This window comes from Actinoplanes sp. NPDC023801, from assembly GCF_040639655.1.
Lineage (GTDB): Bacteria > Actinomycetota > Actinomycetes > Mycobacteriales > Micromonosporaceae > Actinoplanes.
Window position 1 is genome coordinate 260,339 of sequence record NZ_JBFAAI010000001.1, and the last position, 25,997, is coordinate 286,335.

Below are 25,997 nucleotides of genomic sequence, written 5' to 3' on the forward strand. Positions count from 1 at the left end.
TTACTGCTGGGGAGTGACTTCTTCACTGCCGGGAGTGACTTCCAGCAGGTGCTTGCGGTAGTGCGAGGCGAACGGCTCGGTGCCGTCGCCCAGCGCTGTCAGCAGCTGCCGGGACGCCGCGAAGGCGTGCTCCACGAGATCGTCCGGGTAACCGAACGCCACCCGGTGAACGGCGAACTCGTCCTCGTCGCGGAGCTCGACCAGACCGGTCTCACGGCGCCGGACCGCGTCCAGGTCGAGGTCGATGATGTGAACCGTGTCACCCTCCCAGCGGGCCGGGGTGGTGATGTCGCAATACACCTCGCTGGTCCGCGGCGGTGGGTTGAACATGCCCGTCCACCAGGCATAGTGCGGGATCAGCAGGACGAACGGGATCTGCTCCACGGACGGCCGGCCGTGATAGACCGACGCGGTACCCCGGGTCACGCCGACCCAGATGCCGAGGTCGTCCTCGGCCAGACGACGAGCCGGGTAGTCACGATGTGCCGAACCGTCGTACTTCGTGTAGATGACCCGGACCATCTCGCTCGGCATGGCTTGCACCCTAGCGGTGACCCGGATATGTCGGTGGTGGCGGGTACGGTTCCTCCGTGCCCGGAACCGGTAAGAAGAAAGCCACTGCCGAGCAGGTCCTCGCCGCCGCCGTCGGAGCGGTTCCCGGCGGATCCGCCCGCCCTGGTCAGCAGGCCATGGTCGAGGCCATCGACAAGGCCGTCAAGAACAAGGAACACCTGCTCGTCCAGGCCGGCACGGGCACTGGCAAGAGCCTCGGTTACCTCACGCCGGCCCTGCTCGTCGACGGTCCGGTGGTCATCTCCACAGCCACCCTGGCCCTGCAGAACCAGCTCGTCGAGCACGACCTGCCCCGGCTCGCCGAGGCCGTCCAGCCGGTGCTCGGGCGCAAGCCCACGTTCGCCGTGCTCAAGGGCCGGCACCACTACCTCTGCGCGGCGAAGATGGAGCACGCCGACGAGGAAGGCCCCACCGACACGCTCTTCGACGCGGAGGCCGCACCCAAGGCCGGGCAGTGGCTCGGTGAGGGCGCCCGGCTCGGCAAGCAGATCCTGCGGATCCGGAAATGGTCCGAGAAGACCCAGACCGGTGACCGCGACGAGCTCGACCCGGGCGTCGAGGACCTGGCCTGGCGTCAGGTCTCCATGCCGGCCCGGGACTGCGTCGGGGCGGGCCGATGCCCGTACGGTCAGGAGTGCTTCGCCGAGGCGTCGCGCGCCCGCGCCCGCGAGGCTGACATCGTCGTCACCAACCACAGCCTGCTCGCCGTCGACATGATCGCCGGACGGCAGATCGTGCCGCCGCACAAGCTCCTCGTCGTCGACGAGGCACACGAGCTCGCCGACCGGGTCTCCTCGGCGGCCCAGGCCGAGATCACCCCCGAAGCGGTCGAACGCGCCGGCCGCCGGTCCCGCACCATGATCACCCCAGCCGCCGCGGAAGCGCTCGCCGAAGCCGCCGACGCGCTCACCGTCGGCCTCGCCGACCTGCCCGCCGGTCGGCTCACCGACGGCCTGCCCGAACGGCTGCGGATGGCCGTCGCCACGCTCGAGTCCGCCACCCGGGCGGGGCTCAGCGCGATCGGCGAGGTCAAGTCCGACGATCCCGACCCGGTCGGCAAACAGCAGGCCAAAGCGGTCCTCGACGAACTGTCCACGACAGCGCAGCGGCTGCTCGAGGAGAACTCCTACGACGTCGCGTGGGTCGAGAAATCCGACCTCGGCAGCGGGCGGCGGGCACTCGTCGTGGCGCCGCTCTCGGTCGCCGGCACGCTGTCGGAACACCTGTACGCCGACCGCACCGTGGTGGTCACCTCCGCCACGCTCACCCTCGGCGGCCGGTTCGACACGGTCGCCCGCTCGCTCGGCCTGCCGGTGGCCGCACCCGGCGCCGACGGACGGCCCTCGTCCGGCGACGGCTGGTCGTCACTCGACGTCGGCTCGCCGTTCGACTATCCCAAGCAGGGCATCCTCTACGTGGCGGCGCACCTGCCACGGCCCGCGGCGTCCGGCCTTCCCGACGCGGCCGGGGCCGAACTGCTCCGGCTGGTGGAGGCACTCGGCGGGCGTACGCTCGGGCTCTTCTCCTCCCGCAAGGCCGCCACCCAGGCCGCCGAGCTTCTACGCGCCAAGACCGACCTGCCGATCCTGCTGCAGGGCGAGGAGACACTGCCGATCCTGGTCCGCAAGTTCAAGGAGGACCAGAACAGCTGCCTGTTCGGGGTGATGTCGCTCTGGCAGGGCGTCGACGTGCCCGGCGACGCCTGTCAGCTCGTCGTCATCGACCGGCTGCCGTTCCCCCGGCCCGACGAGCCGCTCGCCGCGGCCCGCGCCGCAGCCGTCGACGCGTCCGGTGGTTCCGGCTTCACCGCGGTCAGCGTGCCGATCGCGGCAGTCCGGCTGGCACAGGGCGTCGGCCGGTTGATCCGCTCGACCGGCGACAAGGGTGTGGTCGCGGTCCTCGACTCCCGCCTGGAGACGGCCCGCGGTTACGGCGCCTTCCTGCGCAAGTCACTGCCGCCGTTCTGGTACACCACCCGGCCCGACGTCGCCGAGGGCGCCCTCCGCCGTCTCGCCAACTCCTGAAGGGAACCTCGTTGATCCTCATCGCCTGCACGTTCCTGGTCGACCGGAACGGTGCGTTGCTGCTCCAGTTGCGTGACGACAAGGCGCCCTATTACCCGAACACGTGGGGGCTGCCGGGCGGGACGATCGAGGACGGGGAGACACCAGCCGAGGGCGCCGCCCGGGAGCTGTGGGAGGAGACCAGCCTGCGACCGTCCGGTGAGCTGCGGCTCTTCGCCCGGCAGGAACTGCCCGAACAGAGACGGATCAAGAGCTACTTCTACGCGGCGACCACCGCCCGGCAGGAGGACGTGGTGCTCGGCGAGGGCGCCGCAATGCTGTTCATCCCGGCTGCCGAGGCGTTGGACCGCCCGCTCACACCGGGCACCGCGGAGATGATCGAGCGTTTCCTGGCCTCGCCGGAGTATTCCGATCTCATCTGACGTCCACCCCCGGTTCTGACCGCGTCGGGCCTTTGTCAGGACCGCTCATCACTGGTTCTGACCGCGCCGGGGTCTTTGTCAGGACCGCGTCTTCACTGGTTCTGACCGTCGGCCGCGTCATCGGTGAGGTGGTCAGCGGCCTGATGCTGGTGGGGCTGGGGAGATGGCGCGTGTCACCATGGCTGCCGTGACGAGGCCGCAATCTGACGCACCACCGCCGGTGGCCGGGGCACGACGCCGGTGGTGGCTTCGAGTCGTGGCCGGAGTCTGGGCCGCAGTGTTGCTGGCCGCGGTGTTCTGGTCGGCGCGGACCGATCCGCCGACCGTGCCCGAGCAGCGTGACATCGCGCAGGCGCTGGCCACGCTGAGGGTGGCGTCGGGGGCCGTGGTCGCTGCTGCCGAGGACGAGCGGTGGGCGTTGAGCATCGGTGAGCTACGGGTCGAGGACTGTTCGGTCAACCCGGCGTGGGCAGGGCAGGCCGCCACCCGGGAGGTGCGGCTCTACGTGCCGGAAGGCGACGCACGGGCAGCGCTCGAGACGATCGCTCAGGAACTGCCCGCCGACTTCGCCGCCGAGATGCTGGCCACCCGTGGGGCTACCCGGCTGTCGCTGTACGCCGACGCCGGCGAACACGTCGGGATCGAGGCGGAGGCGCACTCGTCCGACCAGGTGCTCAGCGTGCTGATCCGGACCGGCTGCCGCCCGGCCGTGGACGGTCTGAACCCGGCCGATCCGCCAGCGGGCAGCGAACCGGCCCTGCTCGGCACCACAGCCGCCGCGATCACCGGCAGCAGCACCGCCGACCCGCCGGAAACTCGGGCGGTGGCCTGCCCGGACGACGGGGCCGCGGCCACCTTCGTGCTGGACGCCGGCCCGGCACAGCCGGAGAGCGCGCCGCGAGGGATCCCGGACGGGGCGGCCCCGATCTGGGCGGACGCGGACGGTTGGGCGTACCGGATCGGCTCCGACTCGGTGGTAGTCGCCAGAGACGGCGACCGTTTCCGGCTGAGCGTGACCACCGCCTGCCGCGCCACCTGAACCCGCCTCCCGTCCGTTCCGCGTCGTCCAGTCCGTTCCGGGCCGTCCTGTCCGGCCCGCCCGGCGCTGCGTCCTCCGTTCCGCGCCGTTCCGTTGGCCTCGCGCCGTTCCCTTCGTCCCGGCCCTCTGCGCTGGCCGTTTCTGTCTGCTCCGCCGGGCGTCATCCCGTCCGCCCCTGCGGTATTGGGTGGACGTAGGTGCCCCACGCGGTCTGGCGCGGTGGTTGTGTGGTGACGTGTGCCCGTGGGAGGACCGTAGGTTGCCGCGCGATGTGGTGCGGGTGGGTTGTGTGGTGACGTGCGCCCGCGGGTGGACCGTAGGTCGCCACGCGGCCTGACGCGGGTTCCTTGCGTGGTGATCTGCGCCCGTGGGCGGGCCGGTGGGCCGCCACGTGGTCGGGAGCGGTCAGTAGACGAGAGCCTGCGCGCCCTCGGACATGATCTCCTCGACGAAGACGGCGGCGCCGGCGATCCTGATACCGGGGATGACGTCGGCCGGGCCGATGTCGCGGCGGGCCGCGCATTGGGTGCAGGCAGTGATCCGGCCGGCCTCGAGCAGCACCTCGATCAGGTCGGGCAGCGGTGCGGCATGTGCCAGCTCGAACCCGGCCGCCCGGCCCGGCAAGGCGAACCAGGTGGACTCGCCGGTCAGCCACAGTGACACGTCGACGCCGGCGGTGGCGGCCGTGCCGGCCACGTTGAACGCCTGGTTGCAGCGTTCCGGGGCGTCCGCGCCGGCGGTGGCCTTGACGACCAGCAAACGTGCCATACCGGCCAGCATAAGATGGGCCGGTCATGGTTACGGAGATCGGGTTCGTGAGCCTGCTGGTGGCCGCCCTTGGTGGGCTGGCCGGCGGCTTCGGCTATCTGGCAATGCGCATTTCGAGGGGACGCTGGTGAGCAACGAGACGGAAAACCCACTGGGCCCGCCGCCGTGGCTCAACGCTCCGCCGGTCGGGAAGTATCCCTATGAGGACACTCACGACCTGCGGTCGGGTCCGGACCTGCACCCGTCGCTGCTCGGCCTGCTGCCGTTCGTCGGGTTGTGGCGTGGCCGGGGTCAGGGTGGCTTCCCCCACGAGGACGACTACAACTTCGCGCAGGAGATCAGGATCAGCCACGACGGCCGGTCGTTCCTGCGTTACGAGTCACGGGCGTGGCTGCTCGACGACGAGTCGAAGCCGCTCGGGCAGGCGCTCGTGGAGTCCGGATTCTGGCGGCCGGTGCTGGTCGACGGGCGTCCGGGTGACGAGATGGAGGCCACGATGATCCGCCCGGACGGGGTGGCCGAGCTCTACCTCGGCAAGGCGGCCACGACCCGGCTGGAGATGGCGGCCGACGCGGTGGCGTACACCCCGTCGGGTCTGCATGTGACCGGTGGGCACCGCTTGTTCGGCATCGTCGAGGGCGCCCTGCTGTACGCCCACGAGATCGCGGTCGACCACAGCGGCCTCAAACCGCACATGTCCGCCCGCCTCCTCCGTATCGGCGGCTGACCCCCACCCCGGCTGGACACCACCGCTGCCTCAGCACCTCCGAGACAGCGGTGTGTGGCAGCCACGTGAAGGGTCAGAAGCCGAGCAGGGCGAGCAGGCGCGGCGTCCACGGTGAGCGGGGCCGGGGTGCCCCGTCAAGCGAGACCACCTCGGCCAGCCCGCGCAGCGACGACGCCAGCCAGATCGCGTCGGCGGATGCCAGTTCGTCGAGTGTGACCATGCGCTCGACGGGACGCAGGCCGGCCCGCGCCGCCAGCGACAGCAGATGTGCCGCGGTGATTCCGGGCAGGATCCCGGCCTCGGACGGCGGGACCGTGCCGAGTTCGTCGCCGGTCAGCCAGACCACCGACGCGGTCGGTGCTTCGAGCACGTACCCCTCGGTGGAGAGCCAGATGAGGTCGTCGGCGCCCTGCCGTACCGCCCACCGCCGGGCCGCGAAGTTTTCCCCGTACGACAGTGATTTGGCCGCCGAGATGGACCACGGCGGACGCCGCCGTACCGAGACGCCCTGATCCGCACTGAGAACCCGGACCCCGTCGCGTCGCTCGCGCAGCACCTGCGGGGGGATCGGGCTGACCGAGACGTCCAGGATGTTCCGGGTGTAGACGATCCGTAGCGCGCCCGTCTCCGGGAGGTCCCGCAGCGGCGGCAGTGCGGGCGGCGGCAGATCGACGATCGCTGCCGACCGGGACAGCCGGGCCAGATGTTCGTCGAGCAGCCACGGTCCGGCCGGGCGCAGGTGCACGGTTTCGAAGACGCCGTCGCCGAGCAGCTCGGTGGGCGCGACAAGGATCCTGTCGGTCACCCGAACTATGCTCGTCATGTGTCCGCCACATCGCTAGCCGCCATGCTCCGCGAGCGGGGTCTGCGACTCACCCCACAGCGCCAGCTGATCCTCGAAGCGGTGCACGAACTCGGTCATGCGACACCCGAGTCGGTGCACAACACGGTCCGTGAGAGGGCCGCGGGGGTGAACATCACCACCGTCTACCGGACCCTGGAGCTGCTCGAGGAGCTGGGGCTGGTCAATCACACGCATCTGTCGCACGGCTCGCCGACGTACCATCCGGCCGGCGAGGACCAGCACGTCCATCTGGTGTGCCGGTCGTGCGGCTCGATCGCCGAGGTGGATCCGGCGGTGATGGACCCGGTCACCGACCAGCTGCTGCGGGAGCGCGACTTCCGGGTCGATGTGGGACACGTCTCCCTGTTCGGGGTGTGCGGCGACTGCAAGGAGGCCGAGTGACCGTCGTGATGGTCGAGGACCTGGAGCCGGGGTCGGCGGATGCCGGGGTGCCGGCCCATTTCGGTGACCCGATGCGCGAGCAGCGGCTGCTGGAGACCGGGGTGGGCCTGGTCGACCGGTCGAACCGTGAGGTGATCGCGGTTCCCGGTGCCGAGCGGGCCGGCTGGTTGCACACGCTCACCTCCCAGCACCTGTCGGCGCTGACGGCGAACGAGGCCAGTGAGCTGCTGGTCCTCTCGCCGAACGGGCACATCGAGCAGCACGCGTTCGTCACCGAGGACGGGACGGCGGCGTGGCTGGACACCGAGCCGGGCGCCGGTGCGGGGCTCCTGAAATACCTGGAGATGATGCGCTTCTTCACCCAGGTCGAGCCGCGTGAGGCGACCGCCGAGATCGCGGTGCTGTCGCTGGTCGGCCCCGATGCGGCGGCGCTTTTCCCGGACCTCGCGGCCCCTCGGGTGAGCCCGGTGCCGGCCACGCGGTTCGCCGCCGGGTCGGTGCCACCTCAGCCCACTTCCCTTTATTCGGTACGGCCGTTCGAAGGCGGCCTGGCCCGTCGCGTGCCGCTGGGCGTGGACCTGTTGGTGCCGCGTTCCGCGAAGGCGGCGGTCGTGGAGAAGCTGGGCGTGGCTCCGGCCGGACTCTGGGCGTACGAGGCTGTCCGGGTCGCCCACCGCATCCCCCGGCTGGGCTGGGAGACCGACCACCGCACCATCCCGGCCGAGATCGAGTTGATGGCGACCAGCGTGCACCTGGAGAAGGGCTGTTACCGCGGTCAGGAAACGGTGGCCCGGGTCCACAACCTGGGCCGTCCGCCCCGCCGTCAGGTTCTGCTGCACCTGGACGGCGTGGCCACCGATCATCCGCCTGCTCGCGGGACGGCGGTCGAGCTGGACGGCCGGGCGGTCGGTTTCGTCGGCACCGCGGTCCGTCATCACGAGCTCGGCATGGTGGCTCTGGCGGTGCTGAAGCGCAACGTTCCGGATGATGCCCGCCTGACTGTGGGGGAGTCGGCAGCCGCCATCGACGCCGACTGAGTCATGGCAGTATGCGAGGCATGACCGGGACCATGATCACCGTCGCCCCGACCGGCGCGGAGAGCAAGAAGGTGGATGTGCCGGCCCTGCCAGTGACCCTGGCCGAGCTGACCACCACCGCCAGGGAGTGCGAGGCGCTCGGCGCTTCGATCATCCATGTCCACATCCGTGACGACGACGCCCGCCCGACCCTCGATCAGGGCCGGCTGCGCGACACCGTCGCCGGGCTGCGCGAGGCCACCGAACTGATCGTGCAGCTGTCCTCGGGTGGTTCGGTGCACGACCCGGAGGCGGACCGGCTCGCCGTGCTGGACGCCGGTCCGGAGATGGCGTCCTGCACGATGGGCACCGTCAACTTCGGTGACGACGTGTTCCTGAACCGCTGGGAGTTCATCGTCGGCCTGCACACCCGCATGCAGGAGCGCGGCATCGTGCCGGAGTACGAGATCTTCGACCTGGGTCAGCTCACCAGCCTGCAGCGGCTGCTCGGCAAGTACGGCCTGCCGTTCGGCGGGCACGTGCACGTCGACCTGGTGATGGGCGTGCCGGGCGGGATGCCCGGGACGGCTGGCGCGCTGGTGGCGTGCGAGCAGGCGATCCGGGACCTGCCGGAGGGCACCACGTTCTCGGCGACCGGCATCGGCCGGGGCACCCTGCCGGTGATGCTGGCGTCCCTCGCCACCGGCGGCCACCTGCGGGTCGGCATGGAGGACACCCTGACGTACGCCAAGGGCCGCCCGGTCGAGTCGAACATGCAGCTCGTGGCACGTGCCGTCGGGTTCGCCCAGCTGGCCCAGCGCCCGCCGACGACCCCGGCCCAGGCGCGTGAGCTGCTCGGGGTCCCGGCCCGATGATCGTCGCTGAGGTAGTCCGCTCCGGTTTCGTGGAGAGCGTCCACCACGGGATCGTGGCCGTCCACGGCGGCTCCGGTGAGGGCGTCGGCGATGTCACGTCGCCGTTCTTCCCCCGTTCGTCGAACAAGCCGTTGCAGACTGTCGGGCTGCTGACCGCCGGGCTGGTCCCGCGCGAGGAGGCCGACCTCGCCCTGATCAGTGCCAGTCACGACGGCGAACCGTTCCACGTGGAACGTGTGCGCGCCATCCTGACCGCGGCCGGGCTCGGCCCGGAGGCTCTGCGCTGCCCGGCTGACCTGCCGTTGAGCGAGGCGGCGAAGCGGGACCGGCTCCGGGCCGGCGGCGGGCCCGAGCGGATCCTGATGAACTGTTCCGGCAAGCATGCCGGGTTCCTCGCCACCTGTGTGGTCAACGGCTGGCCGCTGGAGTCGTACCTCGAGGCCGGCCATCCGCTGCAGAAGACGCTCGCCGACACGGTGAGCCGGCTCTCCGGTGAGCCGATCGCGGCACTCGGGATCGACGGCTGCGGCGCGCCGATCTTCGCGATCTCCCCGCTCGGTCTGGCGCGGGCCTTCCTGCGGCTGGTCGAGGCGGAGCCGGGTACGCCGGAGCGCCGGGTGGCCGACGCGATGCGGGCTCATCCGGAACTTGTCGCGGGCCCCGGTTCGGAGGACACCGTGCTGATGAACGCGATGCCCGGCCTGATCGTGAAGCGGGGTGCCGACGGGGTGTCGGCGGCGGCGATGCCGGGCGCGGGTGCGGTGGCGCTGAAGATCTCGGACGGCGCCACGCGTGCCCGGGTGCCGGTCCTGCTTGCTGCCCTGCGCCGGTTGGGTCTGGAGGTCCCGGCCATCACCGAGCCCGTCCTGGGTGGCGGACGTCCGGTCGGTGAGGTCCGCGCGGTCTTCTAGATGCCGGGTGACCCGGTTCACGCTAGCTATTGCAAGCGTTTTGCTTGCAACAGCTAGCACCCCGGGCTACCTTCGTATGCATGGCCACGCCGAAGGACCTGCCTGAGGACATCGGAACTTTCATCCGGGACCTGCGGCAGACCGCGAAGATCTCGCTCCGGCAGCTCGCCGACAAGGCCGGGGTGAGCAACCCCTACCTGAGCCAGATCGAGCGGGGCCTGCGAAAGCCGAGCGCCGAGGTGCTGCAGCAGATCGCCAGCGCCTTGCGAGTGTCGACGCCCGCGATGTACCTGCGGGCCGGGCTGCTCGATGGCGAGGGTCAGCAGGGTGTGCTGGCCGCCATCGCGGTCGACCCGGAGCTCACGGTCGCGCAGAAGCAGTCCCTGACGCAGATCTACGAGACATTCCGCAACGAGAACGCGCGTAACGCGCCGCCCGCAGAAGACGCTGAGGAGCAGAAGTGACCGAGCAGACCAAGACCAAAATCCCCACCCCGCTGTACGCCGCCGCAGGCGCCGGTGACGTGGCGTACGAGCAGCTCCGCAAGCTGCCCGCCGTGCTGAACGAGCTCAGCGACCGGGCCGCCGCCTCCCTGCGCACCTACAACGAGCAGGCCGGCAGCAAGGCCGCCGAGCTGCGCGGCAAGGCTCAGGTGGCCGACATCGCCGCCCTGCGTGACAACGCCACCAGCGCCGCGGTCACCTTCGCCCAGGTCGCCCAGGAGCGCGCCATCGCCGTCTACAACGAGCTGGTCGCCCGTGGCGAGCGCGTGGTCGGCACCGGCGTGGTCGAGGCCGCCGACGTGGTCAACTCCGACATCGAGGCCACCGAGCAGCCGAAGGCCGTGGAGGCCGCGGTCGAGGACGCCAAGGCCGTCGAGGCTGCGCCGAAGCCGCGCAAGCGGGCCAAGCCGGCCGCGCCCGCCGAGTGAGCTGACGCTTACGCGACATGATCCCTGGGCCCCGGCAGCGCCGGGGCCCACGGCATAGACTCTCTCTCATGGCCACAGCAGCGCCGATCTTCTTCGACGACGTCCGCCTCTACCTGGACGTCACCATGCTCATCGTCTCGGTGGTGGTGCAGGCCGTCGCCCTGATCCACTGCCTGACGCAGCGCGGCGCGGGGTTCCAGGCTCTCGGCACCCTCCCCAAGGGTGCGTGGGCCGGCATCATCGGCATCTGCCTGGCGCTCACCATGGTGACCTACGGCTACATGCTGATCAGCATGATCGGGATCGCCGCCGCGCTCGTCTACATGCTCGACATCCGTCCGGGCCTGAAAGATCTGTCGGACGGCAAGGGCTTCTGGTGATCCGGGTGTGTGGGTGAGGGGTCGTTTCGGCCCGCCTCCGCCGGACGGCGGGCCCCGCACACAGCGCGTCGACCGGACCGGGCCGCGGACGGGTCGCCCGACGCTGCCGGGTCCGGCCACCGAGCTGGTCACCCTTCCTTCGGGAGTACGCCTCGAGCACCTCACCACCGGTGCGGGTGATCCGGTCACGGTCTTCGCGCATGGACTCGCCGGGGACATCTCCGGCACAAGGCCGCTGGGCAGCGCGGTCGCCGGTCGCCGGGTGTTCTTCCACTTCCGCGGGCACGGCCGTTCCGACGCCCCGCCCGGTCCGTGGTCCTTCGACGACCTCGCCAGTGAGCTGCGTGCCGTCGCCGACCTGACCGGGGCGACCGGGGCAGTGGGCGTCAGCATGGGCGCGGCCGCGCTCTGCCGCCTGCTCGCTGCCACCCCGGATCGGTTCGAACGGGTCGTCCTCTATCTGCCCGCCCCGCTCGACGGCTCCCGCGCCGACGGTTCGGTCCGGCGGCTGGACCGGTTGCTGGCCTCGGTGGAATCAGGCGAGGCCGCGATGATCGCCGACGCGGTCGAGCAGGAGATGCCGCCGTCGGTGCGAAACACCCCGGCCGGCTGGAGCTTCCTGCGGCAGCGGGTGGAGCAGCTGCAGCGCGACGGGCTGGCGCCGGAGATCGAGTCGGTCTGGTCGGCGCCCGCACTGGCCGACGAGTGGCTGCTCAAAGAGTTCCGGGGACGCGCGCTGGTGATCGGCTGTCTCGGCGACGAGACGCACCCGGCGAGCTGGGCGGAGCGGATCGCCGGCCTGCTGCCCGGTGCCGACCTCGAGGTGTACGACCGCCCGGCGGTTCTCTGGAGCAATCGTGCCGCGCTGCGGAACCGCATCTCGGAGTTCCTGAACCGCTGAGCCCGGACGCTTTTCCGGGTCTCGCCGCGCCTCGTGCGGCCCATTCGGTGAATACCGGCTGGTCGGGCCCGGTTCGGTGGGCTGCCGGCCGATTCGGGGGCTGTGTCAAATGTCCGAAAGCCGTAACTTTTCCGGGCTCGAACCCGGTGAGTGGTACGTGCGCTTGTCCCCCAAATCCGTCTTTTTCGCTTTGGTGGCTATCGGGCTGCCGTTCTCGGTGGTCACCGGCTGGGCGCTCGGAGCTCCCGACGACCGCCAGGCCACTCTCGGCGCCGCCGGCATGGGCGGTTTCGCCAGCGGCGACGGCGGTCTCGGCTCCGCCCCCGACGGAACGAGCCCGGTCCGGGACACCTCGGACGGCCATCCGGTACGCCGGCCCCGGACCACCGTGGACCCCGCCGCCACCCGGACGGTCCCGGTCGCCGGGCCCAGCACGGTCACCGCAGTCGTGACCGTCGTGCCGACCACGGTGCCGTCGTCGCCCGTACAGCCGGACTATCCGTCGTTGACCAACCCCCCGGTGCCCACACCGACGCAGGTCAGTACGCCGCCCGACCCGTCCGCGACGCCACCGGTGCCGACGCCCACCGAAAACCCGTCCGCCTCGGACCTGACCCTCGATCCCCGCCTGGACCGGCTGATCCGCTCCGGGTACCGCCCCTGGCACTGACCGCCGTCCCCGGCTGTCGCACACCATGCGGCAGCCGGGTTTTCCGATCTGCTGCCCGGGTCCTAAGCTCCCCGGACGTGAGCGGTGATCTGAGTGAAAACCGGCCGGTGTCGGCCTTCCGTGAGTTCGCGACCGGTGCCGGGCTGCTCGGGCGCGGGCTGGGCCTGGTTCTGCGCAGTCCCCGGCTGCTCCTGCTCGGACTGCTGCCCGCCGTACTCGCCGGCATCCTCTACACCGTCGCTCTGGTTCTGCTGATCCGCTACCTGCCCGACCTGGCCGCCGGCGCCACCTGGTTCGCCGACGACTGGTCCGGCTGGACGCGCGGGACCGTCCGGTTCTTCGGCGGCATCGCCGTGCTCGGACTGGGACTGCTCCTGTCGGTGCTCACGTTCACCGCGGTCACCCTGCTCATCGGCGACCCGTTCTACGAGAAGGTCTCCGAGCTGGTGGAGGACCGCTTCGGCGGCGTACCCGACGCGGTGGACACCGGCTTCTGGCGCGGACTGCGCCGGAGTCTGGCCGACTCGCTCAAACTCATCGGCGTCTCGATCCTGGTCGCCGTCCCGCTCTTCCTGCTCGGACTCGTACCCGTCGTCGGCCAGACGGTGATCCCGGTCGTGGCCGGCGCGGCCGGCGGCTGGCTGCTCGCCCTGGAACTGACCGGCGTCCCCTTTCAGCGGCGTGGCCAGCGTCTGCGGCACCGCCGGGTCGTGCTGGCCCGCAACAAGCCGCTGACCCTCGGTTTCGGCAGCGCCGTCTTCGCCACCTTCCTGATCCCGCTCGGAGCGGTCCTGCTGATGCCGGCCGCGATCGCCGGCGCCACCCTGCTCGCCCGCCGCTCCCTGGGCAAGCCCATCGCGATCATCGACACTGCTCCGTTGTGACCCGAACTAGGGTTGCGACGTGGATATCGAGCTGATCGAGGGCGACATCACCGCCCAGCACACCGACGCGATCGTCAACGCGGCCAACTCGTCCCTGCTCGGCGGCGGGGGTGTGGACGGAGCGATCCACCGCAAGGGCGGCCCTGAGATCTTGGCCGAGACGCGGATGCTGCGGGCCTCGAAGTACGGCCGCGGCCTCCCGGTCGGCCAGGCGGTCGCGACCACCGCGGGACGGCTGCCGGCCCGCTGGGTGGTGCACACCGTGGGCCCGGTGCACAGCACCGACGAGGACCGTTCGGAACTGCTGCGGGCCTGCTACGAGAACTCGCTGCGGGTGGCCGACGAGCTAGGTGCGAAGTCGGTGGCCTTCCCGCTGATCTCGGCGGGCGTCTACCGCTGGCCGGTGGAGGACGCGGTCCGGCAGGCGCTGACCGTGCTGCGAGCCGCGGAGCCGGTCAACCTGCGGAAAGCGGCCCTCGTCCTGTACGGCGCCGACACCGCCGCCGCGGCCCGCCGCGTCGCCGAGGCCCTCTAGCCGGTGCACAAAGGGTGCGGTCGGCTCAGGCCGAAGCCCGGACGATCAGCTCGGTGGGCAGGACGATGGCGGGCTCGACGTCCGGGTCGCCGGCGATCAGCCGCAGCATCTGGCGGGCCATCACGCGTCCTGCCTCGGCGATCGGCTGGCGGACCGTGGTGAGCGGCGGATCGCTGTAACGGCTGATGTCGAAGTCGTCGAAGCCGATGACGGCCACGTCGTCGGGCACCCGGCGGCCGGCCTCCCGCAGGGTCTGCAGGGCGCCGTGGGCCATCAGGTCGGAGGCGGCGAAGACGGCGTCGAGGCCGGGATCCTGCTCGAGCAGCGAACGCATGGCGGCGACGCCGGAATCGCGGGTGAAGTCGCCGGCCGCGACCAGCGGCGGCAGGCCGGCGTCGCGAAGTGTCTGGTGATACCCGGTGAGGCGTTCCAGCCCGGCGACCATGTCCTGCGGACCGGCTATCGTGGCGATCCTCCGGCGGCCGGAAGTGATCAGCAGCTGAAGGGCCGCGGCGACGCCACCGGCGTGGTCGACGTCGACGTAGGGCACCGGCGGGTCGGCGAGCATCGGCCGGCCGCTGCAGATGACCGGGATACCGCGCCGGGCGAGGAGACCGGGCAGCGGGTCGGCGCCGTGGATGGAGGCGAACATGACGCCGTCGACGTGGCCGGCGACGGCGTAGCGTTCGACCCGGTGATAGCCGGCCGCGGACCCGGCCATCATCAGGACCAGCTGTTTGTCGGCGGCCTCGAGTTCCGAGCCGACACCGCGGATGATCGCGGGAAAGAAAAGGTCGTCGGAGAAGACCCGGTTGGCGGTCTCCGGCAGGATCAGCGCGATCGAATCGGTCTGCCGGGTGACGAGGCTGCGGGCTGCCTGGTTCGGGACATATCCGAGTTCTTCGACGGCCCGGTTGACGGCTTCACGGATGGCGACGGCGACCGTGGTCGACCCGTTGACCACGCGGGACACGGTCGCGCGGGAGACCCCGGCACGACGGGCAACCGCTTCCAGGGTCGGCCGTTCGCGCGTCGTCACAAGCCGTCCCCCTGACGTGAGCCATATTCGCGACGATGGAGATCTCGCACCCTACCTTGAGCCGCGTACGGCCGTGGGCAGGGTGCGATCGCGACTCACTCCAGGCCGTTACGCCGGATCACCTCGCGGTACCACTTCGCGCTGTCCTTGAGCACACGCTGCTGCGTCGTGTAGTCGACGTGCACCATACCGAAGCGCTTGGCGTACCCCTCGGCCCATTCGAAGTTGTCCATCAGTGACCAGGCGAAGTACCCGCGGAGGTCGACCCCCGACGCGAGGGCGTCGTGGCAGGCGCGCAGGTGGGCGTCGACGTACTCGATGCGCAGCGGGTCGTGGACGCCCTCCGGGTAGGCCGCACCGTTCTCGGTGATCATGAGAGGGGTGCCCGGGTAGTCCCGGTGGATGCGGGTGAGCAGGCGGGTCAGCGACGCCGGCTCGATCTGCCAGCCCATGTCGGTGACCGGGCCGACCGGCTTGCGGAAGGCGATGCCCTCGCTGCCGGGGTAGTCGAGGGCGGCGGGGTGGCCGGGCTTCGCGGAGACGTACGACGGGGTGTAGAAGTTGATCCCCAGCACGTCGATCGGCGCGTTGATGATCGCCTCGTCGCCGTCCTTCAGGAACGACAGGTCGGTGATCCGCGAGATGTGCTCGAGCACGTCGGCGGGGTAGTGGCCGCGCAGCATCGGGTCGAGGAAGATCCGGTTGGCGACGCCGTCGATGATGCGGGCGGCCTCGATGTCGGCCGGGTTCGCCGGGTCGAGCGGGGACACCTCGCACGGGTTGAGGGTGATGCTGATGTTCTGCGCGCCGGCCGACCGCAGCGCCCGGGCGGCGAGGCCGTGGGCGAGGTTCAGGTGGTGCACCGCGGCCAGCGATCCGGCGGGGTCACGCCGGCCGGGGGCGTGGATGCCGTTGCCGTAACCGAGGTACGCCGAGCACCACGGCTCGTTCAGCGTGGTCCAGGTGCTGACCCGGTCGCCGAGGCGGCCGTAGACGATCTGCGCGTACTCGGCGAAGGCCTCGGCGGTCTCCCGCACGGTCCAGCCGCCGCGGTCCTCGAGTGTCTGGGGAAGGTCCCAGTGGTAGAGGGTGACGACCGGGTCGATGCCCTTGCCGAGCAGCTCGTCGGTGAGCCGGTCGTAGAAGTCGAGACCCCGGGTGTTGACCGGGCCGGTGCCGTCCGGGCGGACGCGCGGCCAGGCGACCGAGAATCGGTACGCCGCGAGGCCGAGGTCGCCCATCAGGGCGACGTCATCGACATATCGGTGGTAGTGGTCGCACGCGACGTCGCCGGTGTGGCCGGCGTGGACCTTCCCCGGCGTACGGCTGAACGTGTCCCAGATGGACGGGCCGCGGCCGTCCTCCCTCGCGGCGCCCTCGATCTGGTACGAGGCCGTGGCTGTCCCCCAGACGAAGCCTTCGGGGAAGGTGATCCCCGTGGGGGCCGGCTGCGCCGACGTGGACGTGACGGTTGCCGTCATGTCATCTGCTCCTGATGATCCGCCGAACTTAACCGGTTCATCTTACGGCTTGAGAGCGCTCTAACAAGGGTGTGAGGCCGGAAGTTCAGCCAGTACGCAGTGCCTGGAAGAGGCGCGGGTCCCCCGTGAGGGCAAGCTGGTCGGCCCGTTTGCGGCCCATCAGCGCCAACTGTAGGTCGCTCACGCTGCCGGTCGCCTTCGCACGGGGGTGATGATCGTCGGTGTCCAGGATCGTTCCGGTGTCGAGAAGCGCGATCCCCGCGCCCCGCAAGCGGACGAACCATTCCTGCCCGGCGTCCGTTCCGACCAGGTGCACCACGCCGTGCAGGTCGGTCGGGCCGCCGCGTCGCCCGGCCGGGAGCCAGGTGTCGAGGACCTCACTGACCCCGTCGGTGGCGAGTTTCGTCTCGATCGGGGTGGCCCGGCCGACGGCCGACTCGGCATCCCAGCGGTGCACCGAGATCTCGTGTGCCACCCGCCGGTGCCAGAAGCTGGCCCGTTTGGGCTGCGGTGCCCAGTTCCACGCCGGGAAGTCCGGGTCGAGCGCATCAAGCGTCTCGATCGTGCCGGTCAGCTCGCGCCGCAGGTGGTCGAGTGTCTCGTTCCAGTCGCCCTGGGGCAGCGCGGGCACATCGTCCGGACGGTCGGTCACACCGCGAGCGACAGCGATCCGGATCCGGTGCAGCACCTCGGTGACATGGTGGGTGAGGTCGGCGACGGTCCAATCCGGGCAGCCCGGCACGGCCGGGTCCGGCCCGCACTCACCGACGGCGTCCAAGAGTGCCGGGCCGTCGGCGCGCAGCGCCCCGAGCCAGAAATCCTTCGTCGCGTGCAACCTGTTCATCGCAGTCGTCTCCCCGCTCAGCCGGACCGCCGGTGAAAGCCTCCCTCGGACGGACCTTAGGGTTGGCGTCGTGACTGATACCCCTTCGGCACCGGAGAGATTCCTGTCGGCGTACACGACGCTACGCCTTGGCGGGCCCGCAGGCACAGTGACCACCGCGGTCCATACGGACGAGGCAGTCGAAACGGTGCGCGCGGCGGCCGCGGCCGGGCGGCGTCTGCTGGTGCTGGCCGGGGGCAGCAACGTGGTGATCGGCGACGACGGCTTCGACGGCGAGGTGCTGCTGCTGCGTACCCACGGCATCGAGGTGACCGGGGAGAACGCCTCCGGCGTGCTGGTGCGGGTCGCCGCGGGTGAGTCCTGGGACGATTTCGTGTCGTACGCGGTGACGAACGGCCTGTCCGGGGTGGAGTGCCTGTCCGGCATCCCGGGTGCCGCCGGTTCCACCCCCATCCAGAACGTCGGGGCGTACGGCCAGGAGGTGGCGCACACCATCGAGGCCGTGCACGCCTACGACCGGCGGGCCGGCGAGACCCGGGTGATGAGCCCGGCCGAGTGCCGGTTCGGCTACCGGACCAGCGTCTTCAAGCACGACGACCGATACCTGGTAACCGCGGTCGACTTCCGGCTGGCCCGCTCCGGCGAGTCGGCCCCGATCCGGTACGCGGAGCTGGCCCGTTCGCTCGGGGCCTCGGCCGGTGACCGGGTGCCGTTGCAGCAGGCCCGGGAGACCGTGCTCAAACTGCGTGCGGGCAAGGGCATGGTGCTCGATCCGGAGGACCGGGACACCTGGTCGGTGGGCTCGTTCTTCACCAATCCGGTGGTCAGCGCCGCGTTCTTCGCGACGCTCGGCGAGATGCCGCACTGGCCGGCAGCGGACGGCACGGTGAAGATCCCGGCCGCCTGGCTGATCGAGAACGCCGGTTTCCCGAAGGGGTTCGCCGGTGCCGGCGTGGCCATCTCGGGCAAGCACACGCTGGCGCTGACCAATCGCGGGACGGGCACCACCGCTGCTCTGCTCGACCTGGCCCGGACGATCCGGGACGGGGTCCGGTCGCGGTTCGGTGTCGAGCTGCATCCGGAGCCGGTACTCGTCGGCTGCGAGCTGTGAGCTACTCCCAGCCGAACACCTGGGTGTAGTAAGGAGTGCCGTCCGGGGCGAAGGCGACGCCGGTGCCGAACGACTTGGCCTTGCAGTTGAGTATGTTCCGGCGGTGTCCGGGGCTCCCCATCCAGGCGTCCATCACCTGGGGCGCGGTGCGGTAACCCCAGGCGATGTTCTCCCCGGCCGGTTGCCGGTAACCGGCCGCCTCGCTGCGGTCGACGAAGGTCGAGCCGTCCCGCCAGACGTGGCTGAACAGTCTGGTCCGCGCCATGTAGTGGGACTGCCGCAGGGAGGCCGTGACGAGCTGGCCGTCGACGGCCAGGGCGGGACAGCCGGCCTTTCGGCGTTCGTCGTTGGTCAGGCGGGCCACCTCCACCATCACTGCCCGGGCCCGGATCTGGGCCGGGCTCAGCGTGGGCGTGGCAGTGGGCACGGTCTTCGCGGCGGGCACGGTCTTCGCGGTGGGTACGGTTTTGACGGCGGGCACGGCCTTGGCGGCGGGTACAGCCTTGGCGGCGGGTACAGCCTTGGCGGCGGGGCGTGCCGGGGGTGCGGCCGGCTTGGGTGCGGCCGGGGCTGGGCTGGCCGGTGCGGGCGCTGCGGGCGGTGTGGTGACGGCCGGCGGTGCCGGGCTCTCCTGCGGGCGGGGCGGTGTGATCGGTCCGTGGGCCATCGCGGGTGCCGCGAGCGCGAACAGCGCGGGTGCCGCCACCAATGCGGCGACACGTCGTACCACCAGGTCGAACACGGGTGCCTCCCGGATCGCAGATACGGGCGCGGATCGCCCGTCACGGCTATCGCACCCCGTTGCACGCGGCGTGTCACATCTTTCGCGGAAAGGGCGATAAGCCGTACGAGAAATGTCAGGCTGTAGGGATGTCTCGATCAGGCCTCGGTCCACCCGGCTTGATAACGGTGCCGGTGGATCCTCGAGGACCGGCTCGGAGTCCGGCACCCGACGCTAGACTGTCACTGTCCGTAAATAGACGGTGACATCACGCTATTGGTGGTTTACGTCGGCGGACCCTCCCGCTCGCGGTCGCGCGGGCGGTGCCAGGCAAGAAGCTGATCCTCGGTACACGTCCGCGTGCCCGGAGTTCAGCCGTGCCCGAACAGGGCGCGAGCGCGGGTTGGGGGCAGGGTGAGCAAACGATGAGTCGCCTTCTCGTGGTCGAGGACGACCCGGACATCGCACTCGCTCTCCGGCTGCTGTTCAGTCGAGCCGGTTACGAGGTGGCGCACGCCGCCGACGGACGGTCCGGGCTGAAGGAGGCCTACGCCGAGCACCCCGACCTGGTGGTGCTGGACGTCGGTCTGCCGGAGATGGACGGCTGGCAGGTGCTGGAACGGCTGCGTGACGTCTCGGACGTCCCGGTGCTCGTTCTCACCGCACACGGCCAGGAGGCGGAGAAGGTACGCGGCCTGCGCGGCGGCGCCGACGACTACCTGACGAAACCGTTCGCCAACAACGAACTGCTGGCCCGGGTGGAGGCGCTGCTGCGGCGCTCGTCCTCGGGGCAGAACAACTGGGCCAGTCAGGTCTACGACGACGGCCTGGTGCATCTGGACCCGACCAAGCGGCGGGTGTACGTCAAGGGTGAGGAGAAACGGCTCACCCCGACCGAGTTCCGCCTGCTCAACGCGCTGGTGCGGCATGCCGGCGCGGTCCTCTCGCCGAACCAGCTGCTGACCCAGGCCTGGGACGACCCGACCGGCATCGGCCAGGAACGGGTCAAGTTCGCTGTGCTGCGTCTGCGGCGCAAGCTCGGCTGGTCCGATCCCGAAGAGTCGCCGATCGAATCGGTCCGCGGGTTCGGCTATCGCTACCGCCGCCCGGGCGGGGAGTCCTGATCCTTCCGGCGCACCGGGCGATCTTCTCAGTTGGTGCCCCGAGGGGTCGATGAGGGCTGTGAAGCCGAGCAGGAGGTAGCAAAGCCGTGGAAGACCTTGGCGAGATCGTCGGCGAATTCCTCATGGAGAGCCACGAGAACCTGGACCAGATCGACCGGGACCTCGTCAGCCTCGAGCAGGAGCCGGGCTCGCGTGACCTGATCTCCCGCATCTTCCGGGCGATCCACACCATCAAGGGCACCAGCGGATTCCTGGCGTTCTCGCGCCTGGAGAAGCTGGCGCACGCCGGTGAGTCCCTGTTGTCCCGGCTCCGTGACGGGGTCCAGCCGGTCACTCCGGAGACCATCACCGTCCTGCTGGTCTGCATCGACGGCGTCCGATCCATCCTCGCCTCGATCGAGGAGAACGGGTCCGAGGCCGAGGTCGACATCGAGAGCATGATCGTCCGGATCAAGGCGCAGATGGACGTGCCGGCGGACGCCTCGGCGGCGGCTCCGGCCGCCGACGCACCGGCCGCTCCGGCCGCCGAGAGCGAGGCTCCGGTCAGCGTCGAGCAGGAGGCGGAGGCGGCCCGGCCGGCTCCCGAACCGGTTGCCGATCAGCGTCAGCCGCTCGGTCAGATGCTTGTCGACGCGGGTGCGGCCCAGCCCTCCGACGTCGCCTCGGCACTGCAGCAGCAGATCGAGGGTGACGAGCGCAAACTCGGCACGATCCTGCTCGACGAGGGCAAGACCCAGCCGGCCGCGGTCAATGAGGCGCTGCAGTCCCAGGCGCCGAAGCGGAGCATCGCGGACAGCGCGATCCGCGTCGACGTCGACCTGCTGGACACCCTGATGAACATGGTCGGTGAGCTGGTGCTGGCCCGGAACCAGCTGGTCCGCGGCGTGATGGAGATCGGCGACACGACCCTGGTCCGAAGCGCCCAGCGGCTCGGCATGATCACCAGCGAGCTGCAAGAGGGCATCATGAAGACCCGGATGCAGCCCATCGAGCACATCTGGTCCAAGCTGCCCCGAGTCGTCCGGGACCTCAGCAACTCGCTCGGCAAGCAGGTCGCCCTGGTGATGGAGGGCAAGGAGACCGAGCTCGACCGCAGCCTCCTGGAAGCGGTCAAGGACCCGCTCACCCACCTCGTGCGCAACGCCGTCGACCACGGCATCGAGGAGCCGGACCGGCGGATCGCCAGCGGCAAGGAGCCGGAGGGCACGCTGACGCTGCGGGCCTACCACGAGGGCGGTCACGTCGCGGTCGAGGTCGCCGACAACGGCGCCGGGCTGAACGTCGAGCGGATCGCGCAGAAGGCCGTGGAGAACGGTCTGCTCCGCCCCGAGCAGATTCCGAACATGGACAAGCGCGACATCATGGCGATGGTCTTCCAGCCGGGCTTCTCCACCGCGGCGAAGGTCACCAACGTCTCCGGCCGTGGTGTCGGCATGGACGTCGTCAAGACCAACATCGAGAACATCGGTGGCGCGGTCAGCGTCGACTCGACACCCGGCGAGGGTACGGTCTGGCGGCTCACCATCCCGCTGACGCTCGCGATCATCCAGGCGCTCACCGTCGACTGCGCCGACCAGCGCTATGTCGTGCCGCAGGTCGCGGTGCTGGAGCTGGTCTTCATCGACGGCAACACCACCAAGGTCGAGTACGCCTCCGGCGCGCCGGTCTACCGGCTGCGCGGCAAGCTGCTCCCGCTGGTCCGCCTGGACCGGGCCCTCGGCCTCGAGGTCGGTGGCGACCAGGGGGTCTACATCATGGTGCTGCAGGCCGACGGCCGGCGGTTCGGCCTGGTCGTGGACCGGGTGCTGAACACCGAAGAGGTCGTGGTCAAGGCCCTCAACACCAGATTCAAGGACATCGGGTTGTACGCCGGAGCGACGATCCTGGGCGACGGCAAGGTCGGTCTGATCCTGGACGTGTCCTCGCTGGCCCGCCGTTCGCACCTGGCCGTCGACTCGGAACGCGAGACCGTCGCCGACAAGCGCGGACAGCAGGGCGGGGGCACCGAGCGCCTGCTGGTCACCGCGGTCGGCGAACGCCGGGTGGCGATCCCGCTGGACACGGTCACGCGACTGGAGGAGTTCCCGCGCGACCGGATCGAGCACGCCGGTTCCCGCGAGGTGGTCCAGTACCGCGGCCAGATCCTGCCCCTGGTGCGCCTGTCGCACCTGCTCGGGGCGTACGGCGAGGAGTCGGAGGGCGACACCGTGTCGGTGGTCGTCTACAGCGAGGGCGGAAAGAGCGTGGCACTGGTGGTGGACCGCATCGTGGACATCGCCGAGAACTCGACCACCGCACGCCGCGACGCGGAAGAGGACGGCCTGGTCGGCACCGCCGTGATCCAGCAGCGTGTCACCGAGCTGCTCGACGTGCGCCGCGCGATCCTGGCCGCCGACCCGAACTTCTACAGCGATTCGATGGACGACATGCTGGTGGAGGCCTGACATGGCGAGTCGTCAGTTCGCCACCTTCGAGGTGGACGGCCAGCTCTTCGGGGTCGAGGTGCATACGGTCCAGGAGGTGCTCTCGTACAACGAGTACACCCCGGTGCCGCTCGCCCCGCCCGCCGTCGGTGGCCTGTTCAACCTGCGCGGTCAGGTGATCGCCGCGGTGGACCTGCGGGTGCAGCTGGGCCTGGCCCGGCAGGCCCTGCGGGGGCCGGTCATGAACGTCATCCTGCGCGGTGACGGGGAACCGGTGTCGCTGCTGGTGGACAAGATCGGCGAGGTGGTCGATCTGGACGACGAGACGTTCGAACCGCCGCCGGACACGCTGAGCGGACCGACCCGGGAGCTGGTGGTGGGGACGTTCAAGCTGGACGGACGGTTGATGCTGGCCCTCGACGTCAATCAGGCCGTCGATACCTACCGCGCCACCAACTGATGTACAGCCTGGTCAGCGCCCCCGTTCTGGGCTTCGACCTGACCCGCCTGGAGGGCGGGCCGGCCGCGGCCGAGGTCATGCTGCGCGCGTTGCGCCTGCAGAGCGGGGACCTGCCGGTGCTCGCCGAGCGGCTGCCGGACGAGAACGTCCGCGGGCCGCTGTGGGTCGAGGTGGAGAGCGCCGCCCGGCGGATGCCCACCCTCAAGGGAATGTCGAAGGACGACCCGGCCGGAAACCTGGCACTCGTCGAACGCGCGCCGATCGGTTCGGTCGACGCGCTGCTGACCTGCCTGCGCTACGACGTGATGTCGTGGACCTGGGAGGGGACCGGCCGGGACGCGCGGCAGAGCGAGGACGCGGCCGCCGCGACCGCGCTGCTCTGTGACGCCGCGGTGGCCAGCTACCTGCGCGAGGTTCTGGACGAGGACATCCGGCGCCGCTTGGGCGCCGGATGGGTGTCGGCGATGCGGAAGCTGCCGGCCGGCGCCCCGATCGACCTGGGTCCGCATCACTACACGGTGTCCGCCCTCCTCGACCGGTTGCGGACACTGCGGCCGGAGGACCGGCAGCGTATCTCCACCTCGGCCGACGACGCCCGTCGCAACACCGCCGGCTGGTCGCCCGCGGTGCATTCGGCCTCGTGGGCGGCGTACCTCTCGGATCGGGTCCGCACCGCGGCGGCGGCACAGATGCTGCTCGTGCAGGCGGTCGACACGGCCGACATTCCGCTGGCAGATCGTGCCGGTGGGGTCTGGAACATGCTCAGCGGCGCTGTTCAGGCGCTGGTGGTGCGCGACCTGCTGGACACCGCCACGGCTCATCGGCTGCTCGCACCGGTGGTCGCGGCGCTCGGCCCGGCCTGGCTCGGTTGAAGGGAGTGGTCGAATGATCTCGGTTCTCGTCGTCGACGATTCCGTGGTGGTCCGTCGACTGATCGTCGATGCTCTCGGCGAGGCGCCGGGCATCCAGGTCGTCGGCACCGCGGCGAACGGTCTGCTCGCACAGGCGAAGATCGATCAGCTCAAACCTGACGTGATCACCATGGACATCGAGATGCCGCAGATGGACGGCATCGAGGCGGTCCGCGAGCTGCGCAAGCGGCACAGCACCCCGGTGATCATGTTCAGCACGCTGTCGGCGGCGGGCGCGACCGCCACGCTGGAGGCGCTGTCCGCCGGCGCCACCGACTACGTCACCAAGCCGAGCAACGTCGGTTCGGTGCAGGAGTCGATGATGGCGGTACGCGAACAGCTCGTACCGAAGATCCAGGCCCTCGGTGGCCGCCGCCGTCCGCCGGCCGGACCGCCGAGCCGGGGACCGGCGCCGGCCGGGCTGCGACCCTCCGGCCCCGCACCGCTGCGGCCCGGCGCCCCGCCCGGTGCTCCGGGACGTCCGGGCGCCACCGGTCCGGCTCCGGGCCGGCCGGCGGTCAAGCGCAGTCCCGGCGGGAAGGTCGAGATCCTGGCGATCGGCTCGTCCACCGGCGGCCCCGACGCGCTCACCAAGGTTCTGCTGGGGTTGCCGGCGGACCTGCCCGTCCCGATCGTGATCACCCAGCACATGCCACCGGTCTTCACCAAGATGTTCGCCGAGCGACTGGACCGCAGCACACCGCTGAAGGTCGTCGAGGCCGGCGAGGGCATGGAGCTGACGCCCGGCACCGTCTACATCGCCCCGGGTGACCGGCACCTGGTCTTCCAGCGCCGCGGGGTCGCGACGCTCACGCAACTGAGCAGCGCCCCGCAGGAGAACTCGTGCCGCCCGGCCGTGGATGTGATGTTCCGCTCGGTGGCGGCTCTGTACGGCGGGTCGTGCTTCGCGACGATCCTCACCGGTATGGGACAAGACGGACGGAGTGGTGCGAAAGTGCTGCGAGACACGGGCGCCGAGGTGCTGGCACAGGACGAAGCGACCTCCGTGGTCTGGGGCATGCCCGGAGCCGTGGTCGCCGCGGGCCTGGCCGACGAGGTGCTGCCGCTGGACCGGATCGCGGGAGCCCTGCTCAACCGTGTCCGGGTGGGCCGGTCGCCGGCGGTGGCGCGATGACTCTTTCCCAGGCGGAGTTCACCTTCATCTCCAACCTGGTGCGCAAGGAGGCGTCAATCGTCCTGGCTCCGGGAAAGGAGTACCTGGTCGAGGCCAGGCTGATTCCCGTCGCACGGACGGTCGGCGCGGCCAATGTCAACGACTTCATCGGCGACCTGCAGAAGCGTCCCAACCCCACGCACCAACGCAAGATCATCGACGCGCTGACCACCAACGAGACGTCGTTCTTCCGGGACCGCGAGCCGTTCTCGGCGCTCACTGACGTCGTCCTGCCCGAACTGATCAAGTCTCGGGCGAGCGTACGCAAGTTGCGCTTCTGGTCGGCCGCCAGTTCCAGTGGGCAAGAGGCGTACAGCCTGGCCATCACGCTGCAGGAGACACTGCCGGCCGGATGGTCGTACGAGATCGTCGGCACTGACATCTCCACCGCGATGGTCGAGCGGGCGCAGAAGGCCGAATACAGCCAGGTCGAGGTGAACCGCGGTCTGGCCGCCACCCAGCTCGTGCAGTACTTCGAGCGGGCCGGTGCGCACTGGCGGATCGTCCCGTCGCTGCGCAAGAACGTCACGTTCAAGCACATGAGTCTGACCGCGCCGTTCCCGCCGATGCAGCCCTTCGACGTGATCTTTCTGCGCAACGTCCTCATCTACTTCGATGTGGCCACCAAGCGTCAGGTGCTGCAGAACGCCGCCAGGATCCTGCGCCCGGACGGATTGCTCTTCCTCGGAGCGGCCGAGACGACGATCGGTATCGACGACAACTACGAGCGGGTGGCCGCCGGCCGCACCTCCGCCTACCGGACTCGCAACGCGGCGCCCGTCGGTGCCGCGAGAAGGGGATGACGCC

29 protein-coding genes and 1 pseudogene are annotated in these 25,997 nt (G+C 70.4%); 23 read left to right on the forward strand and 7 right to left on the reverse strand.

Going from position 1 to position 25,997, the window contains the following annotated elements; all coding sequences use genetic code 11:
* Positions 1–534 (reverse strand): DUF402 domain-containing protein, encoded by a 534-nt coding sequence (locus AB0G04_RS01170; RefSeq protein WP_360974346.1) that lies wholly within the window; start codon positions 532–534, stop codon positions 1–3.
* 155 nt (positions 535–689) lie between these two features.
* On the opposite strand from AB0G04_RS01170, the gene AB0G04_RS01175 reads away from it, so the two are divergent.
* The 3 genes from AB0G04_RS01175 to AB0G04_RS01185 all read left to right on the forward strand — a co-directional run bounded on the left by AB0G04_RS01175 (position 690) and on the right by AB0G04_RS01185 (position 4,058).
* The gene (locus AB0G04_RS01175) at positions 690–2,597 is read left to right on the forward strand and encodes an ATP-dependent DNA helicase (protein ID WP_360976192.1); all 1,908 of its coding nucleotides are present in this window, start codon (positions 690–692) and stop codon (positions 2,595–2,597) included.
* A gap of 11 nt (positions 2,598–2,608) precedes the next feature.
* Positions 2,609–3,019, forward strand: coding sequence for an NUDIX domain-containing protein (locus AB0G04_RS01180; protein ID WP_360974349.1), 411 nt, complete (start codon positions 2,609–2,611; stop codon positions 3,017–3,019).
* 256 nt (positions 3,020–3,275) lie between these two features.
* On the forward strand, positions 3,276–4,058 hold the full coding sequence (locus tag AB0G04_RS01185) for a hypothetical protein (protein WP_360974352.1): 783 nt from the start codon (positions 3,276–3,278) through the stop codon (positions 4,056–4,058).
* 405 nt (positions 4,059–4,463) lie between these two features.
* On the opposite strand, the gene AB0G04_RS01190 is transcribed toward AB0G04_RS01185, so the two are convergent.
* Positions 4,464–4,838 (reverse strand): DsrE family protein, encoded by a 375-nt coding sequence (locus AB0G04_RS01190; RefSeq protein WP_360974355.1) that lies wholly within the window; start codon positions 4,836–4,838, stop codon positions 4,464–4,466.
* A 14-nt stretch (positions 4,839–4,852) separates the two neighbouring features.
* On the opposite strand from AB0G04_RS01190, the gene mtfM reads away from it, so the two are divergent.
* Together mtfM and AB0G04_RS01200 are read left to right on the forward strand one after the other, a co-directional pair.
* Positions 4,853–4,957, forward strand: coding sequence for a small membrane protein MtfM (gene mtfM, locus AB0G04_RS01195; protein WP_043533180.1), 105 nt, complete (start codon positions 4,853–4,855; stop codon positions 4,955–4,957).
* On the forward strand, positions 4,954–5,553 hold the full coding sequence (locus AB0G04_RS01200; protein WP_360974358.1) for an FABP family protein: 600 nt from the start codon (positions 4,954–4,956) through the stop codon (positions 5,551–5,553). The genes mtfM and AB0G04_RS01200 overlap by 4 nt, the downstream gene beginning before the upstream one ends.
* A 73-nt stretch (positions 5,554–5,626) precedes the next feature.
* Here the strand turns inward: AB0G04_RS01200 and AB0G04_RS01205 are convergent, their stop codons facing one another.
* Positions 5,627–6,358, reverse strand: coding sequence for an aminotransferase class IV (locus AB0G04_RS01205; protein WP_360974361.1), 732 nt, complete (start codon positions 6,356–6,358; stop codon positions 5,627–5,629).
* An 18-nt stretch (positions 6,359–6,376) separates the two neighbouring features.
* Between AB0G04_RS01205 and AB0G04_RS01210 the strand changes: the two genes are divergently transcribed.
* From AB0G04_RS01210 to AB0G04_RS01260, 11 genes and pseudogenes are all read left to right on the forward strand, one after another.
* Positions 6,377–6,799 carry a Fur family transcriptional regulator gene (locus AB0G04_RS01210; RefSeq protein ID WP_360974364.1) on the forward strand — a complete coding sequence of 141 codons (423 nt, stop codon included), beginning with the start codon at positions 6,377–6,379 and terminating at the stop codon, positions 6,797–6,799.
* 8 nt (positions 6,800–6,807) lie between these two features.
* A complete protein-coding gene (locus tag AB0G04_RS01215; RefSeq protein ID WP_360976195.1) occupies positions 6,808–7,836 on the forward strand; it encodes a folate-binding protein in 1,029 nt (342 codons plus the stop codon).
* Positions 7,837–7,856: 20 nt separating this feature from the next.
* Positions 7,857–8,690 (forward strand): 3-keto-5-aminohexanoate cleavage protein, encoded by an 834-nt coding sequence (locus AB0G04_RS01220; protein WP_360974367.1) that lies wholly within the window; start codon positions 7,857–7,859, stop codon positions 8,688–8,690.
* Positions 8,687–9,601, forward strand: coding sequence for an asparaginase (locus AB0G04_RS01225; protein WP_360974370.1), 915 nt, complete (start codon positions 8,687–8,689; stop codon positions 9,599–9,601). The genes AB0G04_RS01220 and AB0G04_RS01225 overlap by 4 nt, the downstream gene beginning before the upstream one ends.
* A gap of 80 nt (positions 9,602–9,681) precedes the next feature.
* Positions 9,682–10,026: pseudogene (locus tag AB0G04_RS01230) on the forward strand (helix-turn-helix transcriptional regulator); the annotation flags it as partial.
* A 35-nt stretch (positions 10,027–10,061) separates the two neighbouring features.
* Positions 10,062–10,532, forward strand: coding sequence for a hypothetical protein (locus AB0G04_RS01235; RefSeq protein ID WP_360974373.1), 471 nt, complete (start codon positions 10,062–10,064; stop codon positions 10,530–10,532).
* A gap of 68 nt (positions 10,533–10,600) precedes the next feature.
* Positions 10,601–10,912, forward strand: coding sequence for a DUF2516 family protein (locus tag AB0G04_RS01240; RefSeq protein WP_360974376.1), 312 nt, complete (start codon positions 10,601–10,603; stop codon positions 10,910–10,912).
* 13 nt (positions 10,913–10,925) lie between these two features.
* Positions 10,926–11,813, forward strand: coding sequence for an alpha/beta hydrolase (locus AB0G04_RS01245; protein WP_360974379.1), 888 nt, complete (start codon positions 10,926–10,928; stop codon positions 11,811–11,813).
* A gap of 193 nt (positions 11,814–12,006) precedes the next feature.
* Complete coding sequence (locus AB0G04_RS01250) at positions 12,007–12,483, forward strand: hypothetical protein (protein ID WP_360974382.1); 477 nt, start codon at positions 12,007–12,009, stop codon at positions 12,481–12,483.
* Positions 12,484–12,560: 77 nt separating this feature from the next.
* Entirely contained in the window at positions 12,561–13,367 is an 807-nt protein-coding gene (locus AB0G04_RS01255; RefSeq protein ID WP_360974385.1) for an EI24 domain-containing protein, read from the forward strand.
* 19 nt (positions 13,368–13,386) lie between these two features.
* On the forward strand, positions 13,387–13,902 hold the full coding sequence (locus AB0G04_RS01260; protein WP_360974388.1) for an O-acetyl-ADP-ribose deacetylase: 516 nt from the start codon (positions 13,387–13,389) through the stop codon (positions 13,900–13,902).
* Between the two features lie 25 nt (positions 13,903–13,927).
* Here the strand turns inward: AB0G04_RS01260 and AB0G04_RS01265 are convergent, their stop codons facing one another.
* The 3 genes from AB0G04_RS01265 to AB0G04_RS01275 form a co-directional block, all read right to left on the reverse strand.
* Positions 13,928–14,941 (reverse strand): LacI family DNA-binding transcriptional regulator, encoded by a 1,014-nt coding sequence (locus AB0G04_RS01265; protein WP_360974391.1) that lies wholly within the window; start codon positions 14,939–14,941, stop codon positions 13,928–13,930.
* A gap of 95 nt (positions 14,942–15,036) precedes the next feature.
* Complete coding sequence (locus AB0G04_RS01270; protein ID WP_360974394.1) at positions 15,037–16,422, reverse strand: GH1 family beta-glucosidase; 1,386 nt, start codon at positions 16,420–16,422, stop codon at positions 15,037–15,039.
* Positions 16,423–16,507: 85 nt separating this feature from the next.
* Complete coding sequence (locus AB0G04_RS01275; RefSeq protein ID WP_360974397.1) at positions 16,508–17,266, reverse strand: maleylpyruvate isomerase family mycothiol-dependent enzyme; 759 nt, start codon at positions 17,264–17,266, stop codon at positions 16,508–16,510.
* A 70-nt stretch (positions 17,267–17,336) separates the two neighbouring features.
* Here AB0G04_RS01275 and AB0G04_RS01280 point away from each other — a divergent pair, with 70 nt between their 5' ends.
* Positions 17,337–18,377 (forward strand): UDP-N-acetylmuramate dehydrogenase, encoded by a 1,041-nt coding sequence (locus AB0G04_RS01280; protein ID WP_360974400.1) that lies wholly within the window; start codon positions 17,337–17,339, stop codon positions 18,375–18,377.
* Position 18,378: 1 nt separating this feature from the next.
* On the opposite strand, the gene AB0G04_RS01285 is transcribed toward AB0G04_RS01280, so the two are convergent.
* Entirely contained in the window at positions 18,379–19,119 is a 741-nt protein-coding gene (locus AB0G04_RS01285) for a CAP domain-containing protein (RefSeq protein ID WP_360974403.1), read from the reverse strand.
* Positions 19,120–19,523: 404 nt separating this feature from the next.
* Here AB0G04_RS01285 and AB0G04_RS01290 point away from each other — a divergent pair, with 404 nt between their 5' ends.
* The 6 genes from AB0G04_RS01290 to AB0G04_RS01315 all read left to right on the forward strand — a co-directional run bounded on the left by AB0G04_RS01290 (position 19,524) and on the right by AB0G04_RS01315 (position 25,993).
* On the forward strand, positions 19,524–20,222 hold the full coding sequence (locus AB0G04_RS01290; RefSeq protein ID WP_360974406.1) for a response regulator transcription factor: 699 nt from the start codon (positions 19,524–19,526) through the stop codon (positions 20,220–20,222).
* Between the two features lie 86 nt (positions 20,223–20,308).
* A complete protein-coding gene (locus AB0G04_RS01295) occupies positions 20,309–22,666 on the forward strand; it encodes a chemotaxis protein CheA (protein ID WP_360974409.1) in 2,358 nt (785 codons plus the stop codon).
* 1 nt (position 22,667) lies between these two features.
* A complete protein-coding gene (locus tag AB0G04_RS01300; protein WP_360974411.1) occupies positions 22,668–23,105 on the forward strand; it encodes a chemotaxis protein CheW in 438 nt (145 codons plus the stop codon).
* Positions 23,105–23,977: a hypothetical protein gene (locus AB0G04_RS01305; RefSeq protein WP_360974414.1), complete on the forward strand. Its 873-nt coding sequence runs from the start codon at positions 23,105–23,107 to the stop codon at positions 23,975–23,977. Before AB0G04_RS01300 ends, AB0G04_RS01305 begins: the two co-directional genes overlap by 1 nt.
* Before the next feature lie 13 nt (positions 23,978–23,990).
* Positions 23,991–25,151, forward strand: coding sequence for a chemotaxis response regulator protein-glutamate methylesterase (locus tag AB0G04_RS01310; protein WP_360974417.1), 1,161 nt, complete (start codon positions 23,991–23,993; stop codon positions 25,149–25,151).
* Positions 25,148–25,993 (forward strand): CheR family methyltransferase, encoded by an 846-nt coding sequence (locus AB0G04_RS01315; protein ID WP_360974420.1) that lies wholly within the window; start codon positions 25,148–25,150, stop codon positions 25,991–25,993. Before AB0G04_RS01310 ends, AB0G04_RS01315 begins: the two co-directional genes overlap by 4 nt.
* Positions 25,994–25,997: the final 4 nt, after the last annotated feature.

What these genes read in the sequence shown, in the direction of transcription:
- AB0G04_RS01270 (WP_360974394.1), bottom strand. Translation starts at nt 16,422, where the DNA reads ATGACGGCAACCGTCACGTCCACGTCGGCGCAGCCGGCCCCCACGGGG.
- AB0G04_RS01175 (WP_360976192.1), top strand. Translation starts at nt 690, where the DNA reads ATGGTCGAGGCCATCGACAAGGCCGTCAAGAACAAGGAACACCTGCTC.
- AB0G04_RS01240 (WP_360974376.1), top strand. Translation starts at nt 10,601, where the DNA reads ATGGCCACAGCAGCGCCGATCTTCTTCGACGACGTCCGCCTCTACCTG.
- AB0G04_RS01220 (WP_360974367.1), top strand. Translation starts at nt 7,857, where the DNA reads ATGACCGGGACCATGATCACCGTCGCCCCGACCGGCGCGGAGAGCAAG.
- AB0G04_RS01305 (WP_360974414.1), top strand. Translation starts at nt 23,105, where the DNA reads ATGTACAGCCTGGTCAGCGCCCCCGTTCTGGGCTTCGACCTGACCCGC.
- AB0G04_RS01310 (WP_360974417.1), top strand. Translation starts at nt 23,991, where the DNA reads ATGATCTCGGTTCTCGTCGTCGACGATTCCGTGGTGGTCCGTCGACTG.
- AB0G04_RS01225 (WP_360974370.1), top strand. Translation starts at nt 8,687, where the DNA reads ATGATCGTCGCTGAGGTAGTCCGCTCCGGTTTCGTGGAGAGCGTCCAC.
- AB0G04_RS01275 (WP_360974397.1), bottom strand. Translation starts at nt 17,266, where the DNA reads ATGAACAGGTTGCACGCGACGAAGGATTTCTGGCTCGGGGCGCTGCGC.
- AB0G04_RS01290 (WP_360974406.1), top strand. Translation starts at nt 19,524, where the DNA reads ATGAGTCGCCTTCTCGTGGTCGAGGACGACCCGGACATCGCACTCGCT.
- AB0G04_RS01190 (WP_360974355.1), bottom strand. Translation starts at nt 4,838, where the DNA reads ATGCTGGCCGGTATGGCACGTTTGCTGGTCGTCAAGGCCACCGCCGGC.
- mtfM (WP_043533180.1), top strand. Translation starts at nt 4,853, where the DNA reads ATGGTTACGGAGATCGGGTTCGTGAGCCTGCTGGTGGCCGCCCTTGGT.
- AB0G04_RS01300 (WP_360974411.1), top strand. Translation starts at nt 22,668, where the DNA reads ATGGCGAGTCGTCAGTTCGCCACCTTCGAGGTGGACGGCCAGCTCTTC.
- AB0G04_RS01215 (WP_360976195.1), top strand. Translation starts at nt 6,808, where the DNA reads ATGGTCGAGGACCTGGAGCCGGGGTCGGCGGATGCCGGGGTGCCGGCC.
- AB0G04_RS01170 (WP_360974346.1), bottom strand. Translation starts at nt 534, where the DNA reads ATGCCGAGCGAGATGGTCCGGGTCATCTACACGAAGTACGACGGTTCG.
- AB0G04_RS01315 (WP_360974420.1), top strand. Translation starts at nt 25,148, where the DNA reads ATGACTCTTTCCCAGGCGGAGTTCACCTTCATCTCCAACCTGGTGCGC.